The sequence below is a fragment of the Gammaproteobacteria bacterium genome (assembly GCA_016712635.1).
Taxonomy (GTDB): Bacteria; Pseudomonadota; Gammaproteobacteria; order SZUA-140; family SZUA-140; genus JADJWH01.
Genome location: JADJQS010000007.1, coordinates 105865 through 126098, shown reverse-complemented (window position 1 = coordinate 126098; position 20234 = coordinate 105865). Strand labels below are relative to the sequence as shown.

Genomic DNA, 20234 nt, shown 5'->3' with positions numbered 1-20234 from the left:
TCAACGAGGGGAATATCGTGTCATGAAGGGTAACAACAAGGTCATCACGCAACTCCAGAAGCTGCTGCGGGGCGAACTCGCGGCGCGCGATCAGTACTTCATCCACTCACGCATGTGCCAGGACTGGGGGTTCGCCAAGCTCTACGAGCACATCAATCACGAGATGGAGGAAGAGACCCAGCATGCCGACGCCCTGATCAGGCGCCTGCTGTTCCTGGAAGCCACGCCGGACCTGTCCAAGCAGGATGCCCTGAACGTCGGCCAGGACGTGCCGCAGATACTGAAAAACGACCTGCAGCTGGAATACGACGTGATCAAGGCGCTGCGCAAGGCCATGTCGGTCTGCGAAGCGGAGCAGGACTACCAGACGCGGGATATCCTCAAGGGCATGCTGGCCGACACCGAGGAAGACCATGCCTACTGGCTGGAACGGCAACTCGGCCTGATCGAGAAGATCGGCCTGGAAAACTTCCTGCAGAACCAGATCTAGCCGGCTGCGTGCAGGCTTCCTAGCCGGAGCGGACCGGGGCCGCGCTGCATGTGGTTATCCCAGTGCGCGTCGGACGGACCCGCGCCTTCCAGCGCCGTCATGACGGCGCCCGTCACGTCGTAGAGATACAGCCCGCCGCGGCCGCTGCTTAACAGGAACTCCCCCGCCCGCATGCCCGCCGCAATGCCGCAGCCGTCCATGACGCGCGCCTCGCCGGCGTATTCCCCGCCCTCCGCCGACCAGAACGTCACCACATTGCCCTGCGGCGAAGACACCGCTATCCAGCGGCCGGAGGCATCGGCGCAGACGCTGCCGCAGTAGTTCCGCATCTGGTCGAGCACCGCGGGCGGGGCTTGCAGCAGGCGCATCCCCCCCTCTCCCGCGCGGTGCATCGCCACCAGGGGTGGCCGGTCCCCGGGCGACCCCTGGTACTGCATGGCAACAAACACCAGATCCGGCGCCGGCACGGCCAGATGGCGCAGGCTGAGCTGGTGCATGGCGGGGGGCAGGCGGTGCTCCGACAGCATCCGGCCCGTCCCGGCGTCGAGATAGATCAGCGACGACGTCATCGTGTCCAGGTTGAGTTTGGCGCGGCCAAAATCGGGATGGGTGAGGATGCCGCCGTTGGCGACCACCAGCACCTGCCCGCCGCGGCAAAGACGGAGGTCATGCGGCTCGATGCCACAGGTGCCGAATTCATCGACCTGGCGGTAGCCGTCCGCGACATCGCGCACACCGATGACGCCGCGCTCCCCGTCGTAATCGATCTCGCTGGTGTACAGCCGGCGGCCGTCCGCCGAGAACAGTCCGTGGCCGGAGAAATGGCGATCCTGCCGGCTGTTCAGGCTATGGATCACCTCACCGGTGGCAGCATCAAACACGACGAGGAAACGCCCGGGACGGCGCGCAACGAGAACCGCCTGCGCGGAATCGGGCCGCAGCGCTATGCCGTGCCCGCGCCCGGGCAGCGGAAGATCATAGGCCAGCTTCCCGGCGGAATCGAACGCACTCAGGAAATACTGTTCCAGCCCGCCGGAACGGGCGCTGATATACAACCCGGTGGACGACACCGCAGCGGGTGAAACGGCGGCCAGGCCGCGTCTGGCGACTGGGAGCAGTAATGTGCCCGCCAACGTTCTCAGAAAGACGCGCCGTTTCATTCCGCTCAATCTCCGTCCAGGCTGTTGAATCCGAGCGACAGGCCAAGGGCGGACGGCAGGGGGCCACCCAGGAGGCGCTTCAGCTCGCTCGCCGCGGCCAGCAACTGCTCCACCGACTGGCGCTGTCCCGGGGACTGCAACGCATCGTAGAGCGGCTGCTTGATGTCCCGGGCTGCGTGCAGCGTACGATCAAAGGCCCGCCGGATCTCCCGATCCAGCGCCGCATTCTCCTTGTGCGCCTTGAGAGGCGCGGAATACGCGGTCAGGTACAGCGACTCCGCCGCCTCCAGGTTGAGGACGATATTGCGCAGGGAACGGCGGCTGCGCCAGGATTCGGCGCGCCGGGGATTCGCCTCGGCGGGCGTCGACCCCAGCGGCGCCAGCAGCTTCTGATCTACGATGAACTGCAGCGAGGTGTACAGATTGTTCAGCATCCGGGCGCTGAATTCCTCGCTGGATTCGAAATGGCTGCTGCCCTGCTCGGCCTCCAGCACGTTATCCCGGTAGGATGGTTTCGCCATCGTCCACTCCTGATAGACGTCCGCAGACATCCGCGCCAGGTTGTGGGCAATGGCCTCGAGCAGCAGGCAGGGATACGAATCCTGGCCCTCGCCGCCAAAGCGGGTGGCGTCGGCGTCGCCGCCGTACAGGAGACGCTCGAATGCGCTCAGTCCCTGCAGGGCGACGCTCGCGTAGGGGAATTTGTCCTCCGCCAGCTGTGCCGTATCCCGCTCCGCCAGCGCCTTGCTCAACTGCCGCTCCGCGGTATTGTGCTTGTCCGGCCAGAGCTGGAAGCGGTTGTAGCGCAGGTAGAGCTCCACCGGCCCGAAACGGACATGCTGGATTTCCATCCAGGCATCCATCGTGTCCTGGTATGCGGCGCGGACATCGGCGAGGCCCGCGTCATCCGGAGCCGCGCAGAATTTACGACTGTGTTCTTCGAGCTCCGCCGTCGCTGCGGCCAGATGCTGATAACGGGGAACGATGTGTTCATCCACGAGGACGCGGTTGAGCGCCGGCCACGGCGAATCCGCCAGCACGACGGCGGGCAGCAGGAGGCACAACGCCGTCTGCATCAGGAGGATTATTCCGCGCGCTGTCACCGGCATGTTCAGAGCGATTCCACGAAGCGGATGAGGCGTTCGCGCTCGCCGCGAGAGAGGGCCGCCGCCGCGTCGCGCGAACGTTGCGCCTCACCCCCGTGCCAGAGCACGGCCTCGATGAGGGTTCGCGCGCGGCCGTCGTGGAGATAATTGGCACGCTCGCTGACCACCGGCGTCAGGCCGATTCCCCACAGCGGGGCCGTGCGCCATTCGCGGCCGTCGGCATCGGCTTCCGGGCGGTTGTCCGCGAGCCCTTCACCCATGTCGTGCAGCAGCATGTCGGTATAAGGCCAGATGAGCTGGTTCGACTGCTCGGGAAACGCGGCGTCGGTCCGCGTGCGGTACTGCGGACTGTGGCAGTCCGCGCATCCGCTCTGATAAAAGATCCGCTTTCCTTCCAGTACGTCGGGGTGAGCGTGATCGCGCCGCGCCGGCACCGCCAGATTGCGCGAATAGAACGCGACCAAGTCTGTGACCTGGCGGCCGGCCTCGAGGTTGTCGTACTGCGGGCTGTTGCCGTTCGGCGCCGCGAGGCACGCGGCCTGGCGTTCGGTGCATTCGCCCGCGCCCGCCGGGAAGAGCGGCACCGAGATGCCGATATCGCCGTTGAATGCCGCCTGTCCCTGTTCATTGACGGTCGCGGCGCCGGCCTTCCAGCCGAAGCGGCCGAGCATCACCTCCCCGCGCTCCGCGCTCCAGACGCGGTTCGGCCGGCCCGAAATGCCGTCGCCGTCGCCATCTTCAGGGTCGGCGGCGGCAAGGATGTCGCGCTCGTCGATCATCTCCAGCAAGCCGAGCCCGATCATGGGCGGGGCCACGCGCGGCGACAGCATCGTTACGGGATGGAGCGGGCCGTACGCCAGATCGGCCACACTGTACGTCGGCTTGCGCAGTGACACCACGGTACCGTCCTTCAGCGTCACCGGCACCTCTTCGTACTCTATGTGCATCTGCCCTTCGGGTTTTACGCCCTGCACGGCGAAGTTCTGCAGCTGGGTGCCGTACGTCGGTTCCGGAATCACACTGACCCTGTGTTCCTCCAGCAGGCGCCGGTCCGCCTCCGTCTGCGGCGGAATGCTGAGGCGGAGAAACATTGAAACGGCCGCCTCGCCGGGACCGACGGGCGGATGACCGCGACCGTCCTTTACATGGCAGTTCTGGCAGGCGCGCGCGTTGAACAGTGGCCCCAGCCCGTCCGCAGCCTGGGTGGATGACGGCGACGTGACCCATAAGCGCCGGAAAAATCCGTTGCCGATCTTGAAATCCAGTTCGCGCTCGAAGCTCATGTTGGCCGAGGCGTGGGAGAACGCGTTCCGGTTGACCATCTTGTGGTGAGTGGCCTCACCCCCGGGTATGTCCTCACCCGGTTCCACGCGGGTGAAATCCATCGGAGGGGCCTCCGGCTCAAAGCCGGCGGTAACCACTGAATGCATGACCAGCAATCCGGCCAGCAGATAATACTTGAGGCGATTCATCGGATATCCCTGCTCCTGAACGGCATGGGCCGGCCACGATGGCCGGCCCATTTCAGACTGGAGAGTATTACTGCCCGATTGTCTCCGGATTGTCCAGACTGTCGGAACCCTCGAACTCGATCGGGGTGATGTCCAGGGCGGTCACCGCCTTCTCGATCAGCTTCGTCTGGTCCAGCAACGCGTCGATCGCGGCCATCACCATGGCGTTGCCCTCCTTGTTGCCCTCGCCGATCAGCTGGTCGTAATGCACACCCTTCTTCTCGGCGCTGTCGACCAGCACCTGCATCCTGGCCAGGGTCGCGTCCAGCCCCTTGCGCAGGGCCTTGTCCGCGTCCGGGTTCTTTGCAGCCACCAGCTCGGCGATGCTCGGTCCGCTCAGCCTGGAGCCGTCGACGCGGACATAGCTGCCGGTATAGACGTTGCGGATGCCCATGGCATCGTAATAATGCGAGAAATGCGTGTTGTCGCTGAAGCAGTCGTGTTCCTCTTCAGGATCGTGCAGCATCAGGCCAAGCTTCATACGCTCGCCGGCCAGCTCGCCGTACGACAGGCTGCCCATGCCGGTGAGGATGGCGGCCACGCCCTGGGCGCCGCCGTCGACCACCGCCGCGCGGCCCTCGCCGCCCTTGGCCCACTGCTTTGCCATCCAGTCCAGGTCATCCACCAGCAGGTCTGTCGCGGCCTTGAGGTATGCGGCGCGGCGGTCACAATTCCCGTGGGTGCAGTTCTTCGGATCGAAATCCGTGGCGGGACGCATCCCGGCGCCGGGCCCGGTGCCGTTCAGGTCCTGGCCCCAGAGGAGGAACTCGATGGCGTGATAGCCGATCGCCACATTGGACTCGATCCCGCCCGCCTCCTGCAGGCTGCCGATGACATCCTTGGTGATCTTGCCCGCGTCGATATGCTCGCCGCCCACCATCAGCATCTTGCTGGCGACCACGTTCGCGGCGTAGAAGGGATTCTCGTCCGATTCAGTGCCGTAGTTCGCGTCCACATAATCGATCAGGCCCTCGTCCAGCGGCCAGGCGTTGACCTTGCCCTCCCAGTCGTCGACGATTGCGTTACCGAAGCGATAGGCCTCCGTTTGCTGGTACGGCACCCGGGCCGCCTTCCACGCCGCGCGGGCGGCCACCAGGTTCTTCTCGGTCGGCTGCCCGATGAACTTCCCTACCGCCTTCTGCAGGGTCTGCGCCGTCGCGAGCGAATCCTGGTACATCGCATGCGCCAGATCGGCGTAATGTTCCAGCACCGCCTGCTGTGTAGTCATGGCCGAGGCCTGCCCGCCAAGGCACAGACCGGCAAGCAACACTAAGGTCCTCTTCATGTATGTTCCTCCTGGTTCGACAGCCGATTGTTAGAGAAATCCGCGCGCCGTACGGCCGCGCGCGGCGGGAACCTGGCCATAGCCAGCAACCATGGCGCCAGTATTGACGCCGCCGACGCGGCGGCTAGGCATGAAAATAATAATACGAACAATTATCAAACACAAAGGATTCTTTTTTCCGCCGGACACGTTACGGCGAACGGAAGGATGCGGACGGAGCGGGATACCGGCGCGGCGGTGCGGATGCGCCGCGGAAGGAAAAAACCGGAAATGGCCGGATGAAACGGGGGCGGCGAGGACACCGGCAACAGCCGCGACAGGCCCGGGAATGGCCTATCGCGGCATGCGGGCGGGGTTTACTGCAGCAAACTGCGCAGCATCCATGCGGTCTTCTCGTGAACCTGCATGCGCTGCGTCAACAAATCGGCGGTCGGTTCGTCGTTGGCCTTGTCGACGATGGGAAAGATCTCGCGGGCGGTACGTGCCACCGTTTCCTGGTCAGCGACCAGCTGGCGAATCATGTCTGTCGCCTCCGGCTGGCCGGTCTCCTCCCGGATCCGGGTCAGCTCCGCGAATTGCTTGTAGCTTCCCGGCGCGGGAACCCCGAGGGCGCGGATACGCTCGGCGATGGCATCGACCGCCAGCGCGAGCTCGTTGTATTCCTGCTCGAACATCAGGTGCAGCGTATTGAACATGGGCCCGGTGACATTCCAGTGGAAATTGTGCGTCTTCAGGTACAGGGTATAGGTATCCGCCAGCAGTTTTGATAGCCCGTTGGCAATGGCCTTGCGGTCATTATCGTTGATGCCGATGTTGATCTGCATCGATTTTGCGTTCATAAAGACTCCTCCAGAGGTTATTGCCTGATCAGTCCGTTCTCACGCATGCCTGAGACCTTGCGTCCAACATAAGACCTATTTAGACATATAACAAGCCTCGCCACGAACGAAGCATGCTCCCATCGCCACACAAATGACCCGGGCGACCGGTTGACATTTTAATGATAATGATTATCATTTGTCTCATGCCGTACCGTCGTACCGAGACCGAACATGCGCTACCAGATCGACGCCTGGCTGGATAAAGGGGATCCGCATCTCTGCATCACCGACGCCGATTCGGGCGTGGTGCGCCTGCAGTGGATCTACCATCGCGACAAGCATACGGAACCCGATTGTCCCGAGGGACCGGCCTGCGCGGGCTGCTCTGCCCTGCACTGCCTCATCAACCACCTGTTCCTGCTCGCCTGCGCCGACAAACTTTCCGATTCGTGCAAGATCGCGCCTGCGAGTGAAACGGAGGCGGACCCGGACACGCCGGTCCCGCGCCTCCGCGCCGCATCGGGCCACCACCCGAACGGCTGACGGGCAGCGCGATAGCCGGCCGGCGATGCCGCGGGTTCTCCGCGGTCCCCGGCCACAGTCCGGCCGGACGCGGCATGACGCGTGCCGCATCGCCCGCCTCCTTGGGAAGCACAATGCCGATGTGATATATATCCCGGGATGATCCGGAGCTTACACGTTTATCGTAGTCACATGACGAGAACAAAGGCGGTCCCGTGAGCCGAAATCAACCGGCGGCCATTGCGGAGAGCCTGCGCTATGCGCAGATGATCCACCAGGGGGGGCAACTGGATCAGGCGGCACTCCTCTACCGGGAGATCCTGAAATCCAGCCCCTCCCACTTCGACACGCTCTGCATGCTGGCCCTGCTCGAGTTTCAAAGCGGGCGCAGCGATGAATCCCTCCGCCTGCTCGACCGGGCGCTGAAGGTCAATCCGCGGTCCGCCGTCGTGGTCACCAACCGTGGCAACGTGTTGCTGGCGATGAAGCGGTACGCGGAGGCGTTGTCGAGCTACGATCGTGCGCTCGCGCTCAATGCCGGTTCCGCCGAGGTTCATTTCAACCGCGGGGTGGTGCTGCGGGAACTCGCGCGCGACAAGGAGGCGCTGGCCAGCTACAACCGCGCCGTGGCGCTGAAACCCGAGTATGCCGAGGCGTACAATAATCGCGGCATCGTGCTGGAACTCCTGTCGCGCCCGGAAGACGCCATTGCCAGCTATGACCAGGCTCTGGCGCGCAAAAACGGGTTTTATCAGGCCCTCTACAATCGCGGAAACGCCTTGCGCACGCTCGAACGCTACGAGGAGGCGCTGACGAGCTACGATCGCGCGCTCGGATACTATCCCAATTACACAGAGGCCTGCATCAACCGCGGCAATGTGTTGCGCGAGCTGCGAAGACTGGAAGAAGCCCTGGCAAGCTATGATCGCGCGCTCACACTCAACCCGTCCTATGGCGAGGCACTGCTCAACCGCGGCATCGTCCTGAATGCGCTGAACCGGCACGAAGAAGCGCTGGCAAGCCTCGACCGCGCCCTGGCGCTCACCCCGGACCACGTCGACGCGCTCTACAACCGGGGCATAACGCTCAGGTGCCTGAACAGGCTGCCGGAGTCGCTGCTCGCGTTCAACCGTGCCCTGGAACTCAGGCCGGACTATACCGAGGCATTCATAGACCGCAGCGTACTGATGATGCACCTGAGACGTTTCGAGGATGCATACGCGGACACCTCCCGTGCCCTGGCGCTCGATCCCGGGTATCCGGAAGCGCACTTCTGCGAGGCGGTATACCGCCTCGTCAGCGCGGACTTCGCGCGCGGCTGGGAAGAATATGAATGGCGCTGGAAGGTGAAGGAGGCTGGCGTGGCGCGGACATTTGAGCAGCCACTGTGGCTGGGCAGGGAGGATCTCGACGGCAAGACCATTCTCATCCACGCCGAACAGGGCCTCGGCGACACCCTGCAGTTCAGCCGCTATGTCCCCCTCGTCGCCGGACTGGGGGCCCGCGTGATCCTGGAAGTACAAGCGCCGCTGGAATCCCTGCTCGCGCGGCTGCCGGGTGCGGCACAGGTCATCTCCGCAGGCGACCTGCCGCCCGCCGCTGATTTCCACTGCCCGCTCATGAGCCTGCCGCTCGCATTCAACACTGATCTCCGTACGATCCCGGCCGCGATCCCGTATCTGCACGCCGACCAGGTACGCGTCGAGGCCTGGCGGGCCCGGCTCGGCCGGCCGGAGAAAATTCGGATCGGGCTCGCGTGGTCCGGCCGACCCGCGTTCAGAAACGACTACAACCGCTCCATCCGACCGACTGACCTCCTGCCGCTTCTCGAGGGGGACGGCACGTTCGTCAGCCTGCACAAGGAACTGCGGGATCGTGACCGGGATCTCTTCGCGTCCTGTCCGCAGATCAAGCATTACGGTGCTGAGCTGAACGATTTCGACGACACCGCCGCGCTGATCGAAAGCCTGGACCTGGTAATCTCGGTCGACACTTCCGTTGCCCATCTGGCGGGTGCGCTGGGAAAACCGACGTGGATCCTGCTGCCCTATACGCCGGACTGGCGCTGGCTGCTGGATCGAGAGGACAGCCCTTGGTATCCCGGTGTCAGACTGTTCAGGCAAACCCGGCCGGGCGACTGGGACAGCGTGATCCGGCGCATCACCGGGGAACTGAGCAGGCTGTAGTCGATGTCATCCGGCGGGATCACTGCTGATGCCCCTCCTCCAATCGATCTCCGGCATGGCTCATGTTATTCTGCGCACAGCACATGCATTACACCCCGCAATCCCCGGCGCAGGCAGGAGCACAAAACCATCATGACACCGACAAGACGCCCGATCGCCTTCATCCTCGTCTCCTCCAATCACGGCACGCTGATCGTCAACCGCCATGATTACAGGATGATCAACCCGAAGCAGGGCTTCGGCGTGGGCTACCAGGTCCTCACTACCTCAAGCTTCGACCATGACGAAGTCAATTTCGCACTCGCGCTGCTGCTGAAGCGCAGGACGCACTTCGGCGACGGGGTCGTGGCGCTGGATTGCGGGGCCAACATCGGCGTGCATACCGTCGAGTGGGCGCGCCTGCTCCATGGCTGGGGCACCGTGCTGGCGTTCGAGGCGCAGGAAAGGATCTACTATGCCCTGGCCGGCAACGTCGCCATCAACAACTGCCTGAACGCGACCGCCACACTCGCGGCGGTCGGCGCCGAAAACGGAAGGATCAGGATTCCGGCCCCCAATTACCTGATGCCGTCCAGCTTCGGCAGCCTTGAGCTGAGGCAGAGAGAGAACAATGAATTCATCGGGCAGGAGATCGACTACTCCGATGCGGGAACGACGACGGTTGAACTGATCACCCTGGATTCCCTCAATCTTTCCCGCGTCGACTTCATCAAACTGGACATCGAGGGTATGGAGCTGGAGGCGCTGGCCGGCGCGGCAGACACGATCAGGCGGTTCAGACCGCAGATGATGATCGAAACGATAAAGACCGACAGGGAGAAACTGTTGCTGCTGCTCCAGCAGATGGGCTACGTGATCTATCCGATGGGGATCAACGTCCTGGCCATCCACGAATCGGATCCGACCAGCAAGGAATTATCTATCGAGGGAGGCGGCCTCCGCCTGCGGTAAATCCGCGGCCAGCCCTTTCGTTCACGGCGCGGGATCCGGTGACACAATCGGGAGATCCAGGCTGGAACACGCACGCACGACCGTCCGTATCGCCTCCGCACGGGGGAAAACCTGGCGGCATGCCAGCACCACGCGCCGCGTGGGCCGGGGCGCGGCGAAATCGAGCGCCTTGATAAGCGGATTCGAATACTTCGGGGTCAGTGCCGTGGCCGGGAGGACCGAGATCCCCATGCCCGAGGCCACCATGTTGCGTATCGTCTCCAGCGAATTACCCTGTTTACCCGAAGCGGGCGCGCGCGCGAATTCGTGGCACGCACCCAGGACCTGGTCGCGGAAACAGTGGCCGATGCTGAGCAGCAGGAGGTTCTGCGCCGCCAGCTCTTCGGGTCCGATCACGCGGCGTCGCGCCCAGGGATGCCCGGCCGGCACGATGACGCGGAACTCCTCATCGTAGAGCGGGGCGATATCGATGCCCGCGGCCTCGTACGGCAGGGCGAGGATGGCGGCGTCGATGAGCCCGCTCTTCAGCATCTGGTCCAGATTGGCGGTCAGGTTCTCCTCGATATCGAGCGGCATCTGCGGCGCGAGCCGGCGCAATCCGACCACCAGGTCGGGCAGCAGGTAGGGCGCGACGGTGTGGATGATGCCGAGGCGGAAGGTGCCGGCCAGGGGATTCTTCCCCTGCTTCGCCACCGCCTTGATGCGTTCCGCCTCCTCCAGCGCGCGGCGCGCCTGGGCAACCACCTGCGCGCCGATCTGGGTCACCAGGATCTCGTGCTTGCCGCGTTCGAAGATCAGCACTCCGAGCTCGTCCTCGAGCTTCTTGACTGCCGCACTCAGGCTCGGCTGGCTCACGAAGCAGCGCTGCGCCGCGCGCCCGAAGTGGCGTTCTGCGGCGACCGCGATGATGTATTTCAGCTCCGTCAGCGTCATGGCCCGATGATCCCGCCCGAATCAATCGATAGGTAATGTCTATCGAAGCAATCCTAACATAGTATTAGCCGCGTTTGCGACGGCCTCCTATAGTGGACCGCGAGCACCGAATTTCGGGCCTGTATCACTTAACCATTACCGCTTACAAAGGAGATTGTCTGATGTTACAGAATCATGAAGGCCAGCGCGTCCCCCAGGTCAGCTTCCGCGTGCGCGAAAACAACGAGTGGAAGACCGTGACGACGGACGATATATTCAAGGGCAGGACGGTGGTAGTGTTCTCGCTGCCGGGGGCATTCACCCCCACCTGTTCGTCCACCCACCTGCCGAGATTCAACGAGCTGGCGCCGGCATTCTTCGCCAACGGCGTCGACACGATCGCGTGCATCTCGGTCAACGACACGTTCGTGATGAACGAGTGGGCCAAGGACCAGGAATCGGAGAACGTAACGCTGATTCCGGACGGCAACGGCGAGTTCACCGCAGGCATGGGCATGCTGGTGGACAAGTCGGATCTGGGCTTCGGCAAGCGCTCCTGGCGCTACTCGATGCTGGTGAAGGACGGCGTCGTGGTGAAGATGTTCATCGAACCGGAGAAGCCCGGCGACCCGTTCGAGGTGTCGGATGCGGACACCATGCTCGGCTACATCAACCCGAAGGCGAAGAAGCCCGACCAGGTGGCGGTCTTCACGCGGGAAGGATGCCAGTACTGCGCCAAGGCCAAGGCCATGCTGACAGACCTCGGCTATGATTACACCGAGATCCCGCTGGCCCACAACGTGCGCAGCAAGGTGATCGGCGCGGTCACCGGCCAGAAGACCGTACCGCAGGTGTTCATCAACGGCGAACTCATCGGCGGCCACGAGGAACTCGAGCGCTGGGCGAAGCGGGCAGCGTGACGGAGGAGGTTACGGCGGCCGCGAATGTGGCCGCCGCAACTCCTGAACCATTTCAGACGAGAGGGAGTTACATGAAGGAAATTGAAGTCGACGTCGCCGTCATCGGCGCGGGGACAGCCGGTCTCGCCGCCTACAGGGCCGCAGTCGCCGCAGTCAGGCGCGCCGTCGTCATCGAGGGCGGCCCCTACGGCACCACGTGCGCCCGTGTCGGCTGCATGCCGAGCAAGCTGCTGATCGCGGCCGCCGAGGCGGCGCACATTCCGGCCCGGTGGCCCGAGTTCGGCATCCGGCTGGAGGGAACCGTCGCCGTCGACGGACCCGCTGTCATGGCGCGGGTGAAGCGCGAGCGCGACCGCTTTGTCGGCTTCGTCCTGCAGGGAGTCGCGGGCATCCCCGACGCGGACAAGGTCCGCGGTTACGCCCGCTTCGAGGACGACCACACACTGAAGGTGGACGACCATACGCGCATCCGCTGTGCGCGGGCCGTCATCGCCACCGGCTCGTCACCCGCCGTCCCGCAGATGTTTCGCGGGCTGGGAAGTCGCGCCGTCGTCAACGACGACATATTCGCCTGGGACGATCTGCCGAAATCGGCGGCGGTATTCGGACCGGGCGTCATCGGGCTTGAACTCGGACAGGCGCTGCACCGGCTCGGCGTGAAGGTGCTCATGTTCGGCAAGGATCACCTGGTGGGACCCTTCACCGATCCCGAGATACGCGCCTATGCGACGCGCGCCTTCCAGGACGAGTTTTACCTCGACGCCGACGCAACGATACACGCGCTGGACGCGGTCGAGGGCGGCGTGGCCGTGCAGTATGACGACCGCGCGGGCGAGACGCGCCGTGACATCGTGGAGTACGTCGTCGTCGCCACCGGGCGCGCGCCGAACGTGCGCAATCTCGGCCTGGAGAATACCTCGCTCGCCCTCGACGCACGCGGCGTGCCGCTGTTCGACCGGCAGACGATGCAGTGCGGCGCCAGCCATATCTTTATCGCCGGCGACGCTGACAACGATCTTCCGCTCCTGCACGAGGCCGCCGACGAGGGGCGCATCGCGGGCGCCAACGCCGCGAGCCATCCCGCGGTCCGGCCGGGCCTGCGCCGCGCGCCGCTGTCCATCGTGTTCTCGGATCCGCAGCTCGCGGTGGCGGGCGCCCGCCATGCCGATCTCGCGCCGGGCAGTTTCGTCACCGGGCGCGTGTCGTTCGAAGACCAGGGCAGGAGTCGCGTGATGCTGCGCAACAAGGGATTGCTGCACGTCTACGCCGACGCACACAGCGGCCGTCTGCGCGGGGCGGAGATGATGGGGCCGGACGCGGAACATCTGGGGCACCTGCTCGCCTGGGCGATCCAGGCCGGCCTCACGGTCGAACAGACGCTCGAGATGCCGTTCTATCATCCGGTGATCGAGGAAGGTCTGCGTACCGCCCTGCGGGACGCCCAGGCGAGGCTGCAGGAGGCCGGCGATCAGGCGCGGCGGCGCACCGCCTGAGCCTCGCGCCCCGTGTTCACTCGCCGGCCGGCGCCGGTGGCATTATGATGCGACAGCGGCGCCGTGTCCACCGCAGTGCGGCTAGCGCGGACACACCCCTTCGCGCAGCCAGACGCCGCGTCCCTCGCAGCGCAGCAGTCCGTCCCCGCTGCACACATACTCCCCGAGGGCGTACTTCACGTCGTTGAAAAAGCAGAAGCCTTCCTCCAGCTCCAGATCGGGCGACATGAACTGCTCGGGTGAACGGACGAAGATGGGGGAAGTGCGCGCCTCGGGATCGGGCGCCCCCACCTGCTCGGGTTTATGTGTCTTCGTCATGGCTGGCTCCTGTGCTGCGCCTGCAAGAAACCCCGGCAGACAGCCCGCGCAGCGGGACGCCCGGAGTACACAGTACCTGCCCGGACTAATAGCGCCCGTGAATCTTTGAAACGTAGTTGACCAGCTCCTGGCTTTCATCCCGCATGCGCAGCAGATTGGAATGGGTGATGCGGAACAGCGCGCGCATGACCTTGTAGACGATGTGCGGATGCCGGTCGAGCAAGGACTCGAAGGCGGCCGGGGTCATGGTATACACCAGCGTCTCACCGCTGGCGCGCAGCGTGGCCTTGCGCGGGGTGCGGTCCACGAAGGCGCGCGTGCCCGCGCATTCGCCGGTTTTCATGGTGTATACCACCAGCTCCTGCCCGAGGATGGATCCGATGACGGAAAGCCTCCCCTCCATCAGCACGAACAGCGTGTTCTCCATCTGCCCCTCGGATACCAGGAGCTCCTGGTCATGCAGGCGACGCACCCCCATGACGCCGGCCAGGACGCGGCACTCCTGCTCGTCAAGTTCCTCGCCGATGGTTGATGCGGCGAGAAGCCTGGCGTCCGCTGCTTCATTCGTCATATACGTTATCTCCCCCACGATGGTTACCCAGAGCGGGAGATTCTAGATGAAATCCAGGCGCCGCAGTACTGCCAGTGATGCAAGGGGCGCCGGAACGCCAATACCCAAGCGGAGGGGTCAGGAATCGAGCCGCCCATGCGCGGCAAGGCGCAACGCTCAGTGGCTCACGCGCGTCGTGCCGCCGACTGTGAGCACACGCACGCGTTCACCTACGGTGAAGGTCTCCTTCGGCGTCTCCTCCTGCACCACGGCGATCACCTTGCCGCTCTCGAGACGCACGGTGACCTCCACGCCCTGGCGCTTGGTCGCCTGCTCCTCCACCGCCGCGCCGGCGATGCCGCCGGCCACCGAACCCAGCACTGAACCTATGGCGCTGCCGCGGCCCTCTCCTACCGCACCGCCGGCGATGCCGCCGACGATGGCGCCCGCGCCCGCGCCGATCGGCGTCTTGGTGCCCTCGATGACCACGGGCCGCACGAATTCGATCACACCGATCTGCACCTGCTGCGGCCGGCGCGCCTCGTCGCGGGAATACGACTCACCGGACAGCGTCGATGCACAACCCCCCGTGAGCAAGGCGATAAGCGCCAGAGCGACACAGGTAAATCCGGATTGAATATTCATGGCCTCGACCTTCCCGACAGATTGTCGCTAAAGTTTTCAATGCATCCCTGGCCGCCAACGGCCTTCTGTCATTTTATCAGGCATCACCGGCTGGACCTACACAACGCGAAGCCGGCAGGAGCGGGACTCAACCGCCGCCCGCATGCACGGCGTATCCCATCCTTCTCATCATGTCTCCATTGATCTTCTCGAACAGATCGAGCTGCGGCTCGCTGATGCACTGGCGCCAGTCGGTAGGCTTCCGCACCCAGATCAGGGCGATGTCCGCGATCCGGTCCCGGTCGGGCACCTTGCGCGCGAGGATCCTCAGGCCCAGATACCGGCTGATCTCCTCCAGCACGAGCGGCAGATTTTCCGCCATATCCTCGTACCGCAGCAGCAGGGTACCGGCGCGCTCCCACGGCCGCCACGCCGCGAGGTGATCGGCCCAGGTACCGTACTGATGCCTGCCCTCGATCAGCTCGTCCAGGGTGATCTTCCGGTGGGTAAACTCCCACAGGCTGATGCTGGCGGCCCTTCCGTCCCGCACCACATAGATCGCCGGCGTATCGTCCGCCGGGTATTTGTGGGTCTTGACCGCCTGTATCCCCTTTTTCCCGGACCAGTTCTGCAGCCCCCCGGGGGCGATCTCGACATGGCCGACATACTTTTCCAGGGTCTTGGCGCCGAGCAGGTCCTGCTGGTAGACGCTGGCGGAAGGCAGCTTGAAGCAATGCCAGAGGATCGTGCGCAGATAGGTGTTTCCGCTGCGGGGATACGACGCCAGCATGATGAGCCGTTTTTGCATGACCGTTCCCGCTGCTGCCGTGGATCAAAACCTGATCACAAGGGTAACACGGGCGATGCTGGCGAGGAGACGGAAAATTTGCTTAAATGGCGCCTGCATGTGCACCGGCAAGACACCGCTTCTTCGCGGACCGCGCATCGGAGCCCGTGTCGCCTTGACCAGCCTCCCGCAGCCATAGAGCCCGCCAGCCATCATGGAACAGACGCGTCACTCGCTGTTGTCCTCCTGGTTTCTGTTCATCGTCTCGTTCGTCGAAGGCGGCGCCGTCATGGCCGTCGAGATCACCGGCGCCAAGCTCGTCGGCCCCTACTACGGCAGTTCGCTCTACGTCTGGGCGGCGGTGCTGGCGCTGACCCTGGGCGGCCTCACGACGGGGTATTTCCTCGGTGGAATGGTGTCGCGGCGTTTCCCCTGCAAGCGGACCCTCTACCTCATCATGCTGGTGTCCGCGCTGCTGGTACTGCTCATGCCGTGGAGCGCGCGCCTCGTCATGACGGCGACACTGGGTCTCGACCTGCGGCTGGGCATCACGCTGTCATGCCTGGCGTTCCTGTTTCCGCCGCTGATCTGCTTCGGCATGGTCTCGCCCCTGATCATCCGCCTGGTGACGCCCCACGACAGCCGGGTCGGCCACGCCGCCGGAACGGTCTACGCGGTGTCCACCGTCGGCGGCATCATCGCCACCTATGTGGTCGCCTTCTACGCCATCCCCGACGTCGGCATGCGGGAAAGCCTGCTGTTCACGGCGGCGATGCTCGGGCTGTTCCCCCTGCTCTATTTCTCCGGCGTCGAGCGGCGGATCACGGGCGGGTGAGGACGGCGCCGCGGCGCCCTACTCGAACAGCGGGATGCCCATCTCGAGAAAGGGCCGGGTGAAGATCCGGTGATAGCTCGCGCGCCAGATGGCCGCCGCCTCCAGGTTGAGCTTCTCCAGGATCGGCTGGTTGTCGCGCAGCACCATGGCCTGTTCCAGGTCGAGCAGCGCCGGATCGATGAACAGCTCGGGCAGCGATCGCACCTGGCCCCCGATTACCAGCGGCGCGCGCGGCCGGGTGAAATCGACCGCGCCGAGCGTCGCGATGTAGATGTTGTTGCGCGTATCCTCGTTGGCGCCCGTCGGGACCAGACTCACCTCGTAGCCGGCCGCGAGCAGGGTCTTGTAGATGGATCTCGCCCCGTAACCGGTCGGCCCGGTCAGGAAACCGGTATAGCTGATCACGACGAAGCCTCCGGGATTCAGCCGCTGCTGCAATTCGCGGAACGTCTCCAAGGTCAGCATGTGCGCCGGCGGAATCTCGGCCTGGTAGACGTCGAAGATGATCAGGTCATAGCGCTCGCGCGTGTTGCGGAGGTAGTGGCGCCCGTCGTCGACAATGACCTTGCTGTCGCCCGCGAGACCGAAATAGCGGCGGGCGATGTCGGGGACGCGCTCGTCGAGCTCGACGCTGTCAACGCTGTGCCCGATGGCCTGCATATTGCGCGCGGTCATGCCGCCGCCCAGCCCCAGCAGCAGTACGCGCGCGCCCGGCGGCAGCACGCTGCCGATGGTCTTCAGGTAATGCACGTACTCCCACACCGCCTGTCCCGTGTCGAGGTTGACCCAGGTCTGGCCGGCGCGGTTGACGAACAGGATCCGGTCGTTCTTGTGGGAGCGGCCGTCGGGTGTGGTGTACGAAACGTCCACCACCTTGAGCTGGCCGAGCAGTCCCTCGGACTGATAGAGCACCCTGACGCCGGGGTGGGGTTTGTCCGCCGCGCCGGGCATCAACAGCAGCACCAGCGCCAGCGGATACAGCAACGCGGGGTAATGCCGCAGGCGCAGCAGCAGGACGAAGGGCAGGATCGCGAGCACGATGCCGGCGGCGACCGCCGTCCGCGTCAGGCCGAAATCCGGGATGAGGTAAAACCCCGCGGCGAAGGTGCCCAGGATGCCGCCCACGGTTGATGTCGCGTAGACCATGCCCGTTACCCCGCCGGCATCGGCGACGTCGCGGGACAGGATCGAGATGATCAGCGGCGTCGTCGCACCGAGGAGCAACAGCGGTGGCAGGAGATAGAGCGAGGTCGCGAGCAGTATCGCCCTGACCGCTCCCATCCCGTCGAGGGCGACCATCAGCGTATGCGCAAGGGTCGGCATGAGCGCGATCAGGAACGCCGCGACCAGCAGGAACCAGTACACGAGCTCCGTGCGCCGGCGGCGGTACGACAGCAGGCCGCCCAGGTAATAACCGAGTGTCAGGCTGATGAGCGTGACGCCGATGATCGCGCCCCACACATAGAGGGAATTTCCGTATTGGGGTGCGAGCATCCTGGCACCGACGAGTTCGGCGACCATCACGGCCGCGCCCTCGGTGAACGCCAGCGTCAGCAGCAGCCGCGGCGCAGCGGACGCCCCTCCACCGCTCACGGAGAGCCACCGCCGCCTGGAAACCGCCTTCGATTCGACGCCTTCGCGCATCATGCCGCAACCATCGCCTCGCCCGCCGGACGCGCCCCTCGACGGGACGGACCACCCGCAAATCCAGTGGCTATACTAGCACAGCAGCCCGTAAAATATGGACGTGCAGACACAACAATCACGGCGGTCCCGGCACCGCGATGCCGCCCTGACCGACTGCGCCGCCCGACCCACAGGATCATGCTGAACGTCACGCAAACCGCCGTTTCCGATTCCGCCGCGACGACCTCGCGCAGTGTCCCGAGGCGATGCGGGTCCGGATGGCGCCCCGGCTCCGGCAGACCCCGCCCGTGAATACCGTCGAGGCATTCCGGCAGGCGCAGGCGCTGCATCGCGCAGGCCAACTGCCCCAGGCGGCCGCATTGTACCGCGGGATCGTTCAGGCCGAACCGCATAACTTCGATGCGCTGTGCATGCTCGCGCTGCTGGAATACCAGTTCGGCCGCGGCGAGGAATCCCTGCGCCTGCTCGACCGCGCGCTCGCCGTAGATCCGTCCTCCGTCAACGCGATCTGCAATCGCGGCAATGTTCTGATGGCCATGCGCCGGCATGAGGAGGCCCTGGCCAGCATGGATCGCGCACTCGCATTGCAGCCCGGCATCGCCGAGGTCCACTTCAACCGCGGCGTGATCCTGCAGGCGCTGATGCGGCAGCAGGAGGCGCTGGCCGCATACGAACGGGCGCTCGCGCTGAAACCCGGCTACGCCGAGGCCTGGCTCAACCGCGGCAACGCGCTCGAGACCCTGTCGCGCACAGACGAGGCGCTCGCCTCCTATGAGCGCGCCGCGGCGCTCAGGCCCGAACTCGCACCGGTGCATTTCAATCGCGGCAACATCCTGCGCAAACTCGGCCGCAAGGAAGAAGCCCTGGAGAGTTATGGCCGGGTCCTCGCGCTCAAACCCGATTATGCCGAGGCATGGAACAATCGCGGCAACGTCCTGCGCGAGCTGAACTGTCCGGAAGCGGCGCTGCCGGACATCGAGCGTGCGCTGGCGCTCAGACCGGAATACGCCGATGCCTGGCTCAATCGCGGCATCATCCTCGACGTCCTGTCCCGGCGCGAAGAGGCGCTGGACTGTTTCAGGCGCGTCATCGCGCTGCAACCGGATCACGCCGAGGCGCATTATTGCATCAGCCTGCAGCGCCTGCTGAACGGGGACTTCAGGCAGGGCTGGGCGGAATACGAGTGGCGCTGGAAGGTGGCTGACACGGGAATCCCGCCCGACTACCCGCAGCCGCTGTGGCTGGGACGCGAGGACCTTGACGGCAGGGGCATCCTGCTCCATGCCGAGCAGGGATTTGGCGATACGCTCCAGTTCTGTCGCTACGCGCGGCTCGTCGCGGATCGGGGCGCGCGGGTGATCCTGCAGGTGCAACCCTCGCTGGCATCGCTGCTGGCCCGCCTGGCCGGGCCGGCACAGATCGTCGCGCAGGGCGCGCCGCTGCCGCCGTTCGATCTCCATTGCCCGCTGATGAGCCTGCCGCTCGCCCTGGGTACGGACCTGCAGTCAATACCCGCCGGCATTCCCTACCTGAGCGCCGACACTGCGAAGGTCGCCGCATGGCGCACGCGGCTCGGGACTGGAAACACGCCGCGCGTCGGACTCGCATGGTCCGGTCGCCCAACGCACAGGAACGACACGAACCGCTCCATCCGCCTCCAAGAGCTCGCCCCGCTGCTCGATGCCGGAGCGACCTTCGTCAGCCTGCAGAAGGAAGTACGGGAGGAGGATCGCGCAAGCCTTGCGTCCATGCCCGGGATCAGGCATTTCGGCGACGCGCTGCAGGATTACGACGATACCGCCGCGCTGATCGAATGCCTCGACCTGGTCGTCACGGTCGATACCTCCGTCGCCCATCTCGCCGGCGCGCTCGGCAAGCCGGTATGGATCCTGCTGCCGTCGAATCCGGATTGGCGCTGGCTGCTGCAGCGCGAGGACAGCCCGTGGTACCCGACCGCGCGGCTGTTCCGGCAGGCGCGTATTAACGACTGGAACAATCCGATATCGAACGTCGCCTCGGCACTGGTTGAGTTTCTTCGGCACGTTCGGCCACGGCGCGTACCACCTTCCTGATCTGGCGGGGATGTATTCAGCAGCCCGGAACCGCTGAACCCCGG

At 64.9% G+C, this 20234-nt stretch carries 19 protein-coding genes; 8 read left to right on the top strand and 11 right to left on the bottom strand.

All coding sequences use genetic code 11. The features are described from left to right. Nucleotides 1-22: 22 nt before the first annotated feature. Nucleotides 23-490: a bacterioferritin gene (bfr, locus tag IPK65_10240; GenBank protein MBK8163494.1), complete on the top strand. Its 468-nt coding sequence runs from the start codon at nucleotides 23-25 to the stop codon at nucleotides 488-490. On the opposite strand, the gene IPK65_10235 is transcribed toward bfr, so the two are convergent. The 5 genes from IPK65_10235 to IPK65_10215 all read right to left on the bottom strand — a co-directional run bounded on the left by IPK65_10235 (nucleotide 487) and on the right by IPK65_10215 (nucleotide 6391). Next, nucleotides 487-1650 (bottom strand): DUF1513 domain-containing protein, encoded by a 1164-nt coding sequence (locus IPK65_10235; protein MBK8163493.1) that lies wholly within the window; start codon nucleotides 1648-1650, stop codon nucleotides 487-489. The two genes, bfr and IPK65_10235, sit on opposite strands and share 4 nt — an antisense overlap. A 5-nt stretch (nucleotides 1651-1655) precedes the next feature. Then, nucleotides 1656-2726 (bottom strand): imelysin family protein, encoded by a 1071-nt coding sequence (locus IPK65_10230; protein MBK8163492.1) that lies wholly within the window; start codon nucleotides 2724-2726, stop codon nucleotides 1656-1658. A gap of 35 nt (nucleotides 2727-2761) precedes the next feature. Next, on the bottom strand, nucleotides 2762-4228 hold the full coding sequence (locus IPK65_10225) for a thiol oxidoreductase (GenBank protein ID MBK8163491.1): 1467 nt from the start codon (nucleotides 4226-4228) through the stop codon (nucleotides 2762-2764). A gap of 67 nt (nucleotides 4229-4295) precedes the next feature. Further along, the gene (locus IPK65_10220; GenBank protein ID MBK8163490.1) at nucleotides 4296-5552 is read right to left on the bottom strand and encodes a peptidase; all 1257 of its coding nucleotides are present in this window, start codon (nucleotides 5550-5552) and stop codon (nucleotides 4296-4298) included. A gap of 356 nt (nucleotides 5553-5908) precedes the next feature. Next, the gene (locus IPK65_10215) at nucleotides 5909-6391 is read right to left on the bottom strand and encodes a DNA starvation/stationary phase protection protein (GenBank protein MBK8163489.1); all 483 of its coding nucleotides are present in this window, start codon (nucleotides 6389-6391) and stop codon (nucleotides 5909-5911) included. A 213-nt stretch (nucleotides 6392-6604) separates the two neighbouring features. On the opposite strand from IPK65_10215, the gene IPK65_10210 reads away from it, so the two are divergent. The 3 genes from IPK65_10210 (at nucleotide 6605) to IPK65_10200 (ending at nucleotide 10032) form a co-directional block, all read left to right on the top strand. Beyond that, entirely contained in the window at nucleotides 6605-6916 is a 312-nt protein-coding gene (locus IPK65_10210) for a hypothetical protein (GenBank protein ID MBK8163488.1), read from the top strand. Nucleotides 6917-7110: 194 nt separating this feature from the next. Beyond that, nucleotides 7111-9081 (top strand): tetratricopeptide repeat protein, encoded by a 1971-nt coding sequence (locus IPK65_10205; protein ID MBK8163487.1) that lies wholly within the window; start codon nucleotides 7111-7113, stop codon nucleotides 9079-9081. Between the two features lie 132 nt (nucleotides 9082-9213). Beyond that, nucleotides 9214-10032, top strand: a complete 819-nt coding sequence (locus tag IPK65_10200; GenBank protein ID MBK8163486.1) for an FkbM family methyltransferase — start codon at nucleotides 9214-9216, stop codon at nucleotides 10030-10032. Nucleotides 10033-10053: 21 nt separating this feature from the next. Here the strand turns inward: IPK65_10200 and IPK65_10195 are convergent, their stop codons facing one another. Beyond that, complete coding sequence (locus IPK65_10195) at nucleotides 10054-10965, bottom strand: LysR family transcriptional regulator (protein ID MBK8163485.1); 912 nt, start codon at nucleotides 10963-10965, stop codon at nucleotides 10054-10056. Between the two features lie 161 nt (nucleotides 10966-11126). On the opposite strand from IPK65_10195, the gene IPK65_10190 reads away from it, so the two are divergent. Both IPK65_10190 and IPK65_10185 read left to right on the top strand, forming a co-directional pair. Further along, a complete protein-coding gene (locus IPK65_10190; protein MBK8163484.1) occupies nucleotides 11127-11864 on the top strand; it encodes a glutathione peroxidase in 738 nt (245 codons plus the stop codon). A gap of 71 nt (nucleotides 11865-11935) precedes the next feature. Then, a complete protein-coding gene (locus IPK65_10185) occupies nucleotides 11936-13357 on the top strand; it encodes a dihydrolipoyl dehydrogenase (protein ID MBK8163483.1) in 1422 nt (473 codons plus the stop codon). Between the two features lie 81 nt (nucleotides 13358-13438). Here the strand turns inward: IPK65_10185 and IPK65_10180 are convergent, their stop codons facing one another. The 4 genes from IPK65_10180 to IPK65_10165 all read right to left on the bottom strand — a co-directional run bounded on the left by IPK65_10180 (nucleotide 13439) and on the right by IPK65_10165 (nucleotide 15657). Beyond that, nucleotides 13439-13675: a hypothetical protein gene (locus IPK65_10180; protein MBK8163482.1), complete on the bottom strand. Its 237-nt coding sequence runs from the start codon at nucleotides 13673-13675 to the stop codon at nucleotides 13439-13441. A gap of 85 nt (nucleotides 13676-13760) precedes the next feature. After that, nucleotides 13761-14246, bottom strand: coding sequence for a cyclic nucleotide-binding domain-containing protein (locus IPK65_10175; protein ID MBK8163481.1), 486 nt, complete (start codon nucleotides 14244-14246; stop codon nucleotides 13761-13763). 156 nt (nucleotides 14247-14402) lie between these two features. Beyond that, nucleotides 14403-14870 carry a hypothetical protein gene (locus IPK65_10170; protein ID MBK8163480.1) on the bottom strand — a complete coding sequence of 156 codons (468 nt, stop codon included), beginning with the start codon at nucleotides 14868-14870 and terminating at the stop codon, nucleotides 14403-14405. A 127-nt stretch (nucleotides 14871-14997) separates the two neighbouring features. Further along, nucleotides 14998-15657: a sulfotransferase domain-containing protein gene (locus IPK65_10165; GenBank protein MBK8163479.1), complete on the bottom strand. Its 660-nt coding sequence runs from the start codon at nucleotides 15655-15657 to the stop codon at nucleotides 14998-15000. 193 nt (nucleotides 15658-15850) lie between these two features. On the opposite strand from IPK65_10165, the gene IPK65_10160 reads away from it, so the two are divergent. Beyond that, nucleotides 15851-16471: a fused MFS/spermidine synthase gene (locus IPK65_10160; protein MBK8163478.1), complete on the top strand. Its 621-nt coding sequence runs from the start codon at nucleotides 15851-15853 to the stop codon at nucleotides 16469-16471. 18 nt (nucleotides 16472-16489) lie between these two features. Here the strand turns inward: IPK65_10160 and IPK65_10155 are convergent, their stop codons facing one another. Further along, nucleotides 16490-18118, bottom strand: a complete 1629-nt coding sequence (locus IPK65_10155; GenBank protein MBK8163477.1) for a fused MFS/spermidine synthase — start codon at nucleotides 18116-18118, stop codon at nucleotides 16490-16492. Nucleotides 18119-18375: 257 nt separating this feature from the next. Here IPK65_10155 and IPK65_10150 point away from each other — a divergent pair, with 257 nt between their 5' ends. After that, nucleotides 18376-20190 (top strand): glycosyltransferase family protein, encoded by a 1815-nt coding sequence (locus IPK65_10150; protein MBK8163476.1) that lies wholly within the window; start codon nucleotides 18376-18378, stop codon nucleotides 20188-20190. Nucleotides 20191-20234: the final 44 nt, after the last annotated feature.

Bases quoted from the DNA above. Each gene is read 5' to 3' on its own strand.
- bfr (MBK8163494.1), top strand. From the start codon at position 23: ATGAAGGGTAACAACAAGGTCATCACGCAACTCCAGAAGCTGCTGCGG.
- IPK65_10235 (MBK8163493.1), bottom strand. From the start codon at position 1,650: ATGAAACGGCGCGTCTTTCTGAGAACGTTGGCGGGCACATTACTGCTC.
- IPK65_10230 (MBK8163492.1), bottom strand. From the start codon at position 2,726: ATGCAGACGGCGTTGTGCCTCCTGCTGCCCGCCGTCGTGCTGGCGGAT.
- IPK65_10225 (MBK8163491.1), bottom strand. From the start codon at position 4,228: ATGAATCGCCTCAAGTATTATCTGCTGGCCGGATTGCTGGTCATGCAT.
- IPK65_10220 (MBK8163490.1), bottom strand. From the start codon at position 5,552: ATGAAGAGGACCTTAGTGTTGCTTGCCGGTCTGTGCCTTGGCGGGCAG.
- IPK65_10215 (MBK8163489.1), bottom strand. From the start codon at position 6,391: ATGAACGCAAAATCGATGCAGATCAACATCGGCATCAACGATAATGAC.
- IPK65_10210 (MBK8163488.1), top strand. From the start codon at position 6,605: ATGCGCTACCAGATCGACGCCTGGCTGGATAAAGGGGATCCGCATCTC.
- IPK65_10200 (MBK8163486.1), top strand. From the start codon at position 9,214: ATGACACCGACAAGACGCCCGATCGCCTTCATCCTCGTCTCCTCCAAT.
- IPK65_10195 (MBK8163485.1), bottom strand. From the start codon at position 10,965: ATGACGCTGACGGAGCTGAAATACATCATCGCGGTCGCCGCAGAACGC.
- IPK65_10190 (MBK8163484.1), top strand. From the start codon at position 11,127: ATGTTACAGAATCATGAAGGCCAGCGCGTCCCCCAGGTCAGCTTCCGC.
- IPK65_10185 (MBK8163483.1), top strand. From the start codon at position 11,936: ATGAAGGAAATTGAAGTCGACGTCGCCGTCATCGGCGCGGGGACAGCC.
- IPK65_10180 (MBK8163482.1), bottom strand. From the start codon at position 13,675: ATGACGAAGACACATAAACCCGAGCAGGTGGGGGCGCCCGATCCCGAG.
- IPK65_10175 (MBK8163481.1), bottom strand. From the start codon at position 14,246: ATGACGAATGAAGCAGCGGACGCCAGGCTTCTCGCCGCATCAACCATC.
- IPK65_10170 (MBK8163480.1), bottom strand. From the start codon at position 14,870: ATGAATATTCAATCCGGATTTACCTGTGTCGCTCTGGCGCTTATCGCC.
- IPK65_10165 (MBK8163479.1), bottom strand. From the start codon at position 15,657: ATGCAAAAACGGCTCATCATGCTGGCGTCGTATCCCCGCAGCGGAAAC.
- IPK65_10160 (MBK8163478.1), top strand. From the start codon at position 15,851: ATGGAACAGACGCGTCACTCGCTGTTGTCCTCCTGGTTTCTGTTCATC.
- IPK65_10155 (MBK8163477.1), bottom strand. From the start codon at position 18,118: ATGATGCGCGAAGGCGTCGAATCGAAGGCGGTTTCCAGGCGGCGGTGG.
- IPK65_10150 (MBK8163476.1), top strand. From the start codon at position 18,376: ATGGCGCCCCGGCTCCGGCAGACCCCGCCCGTGAATACCGTCGAGGCA.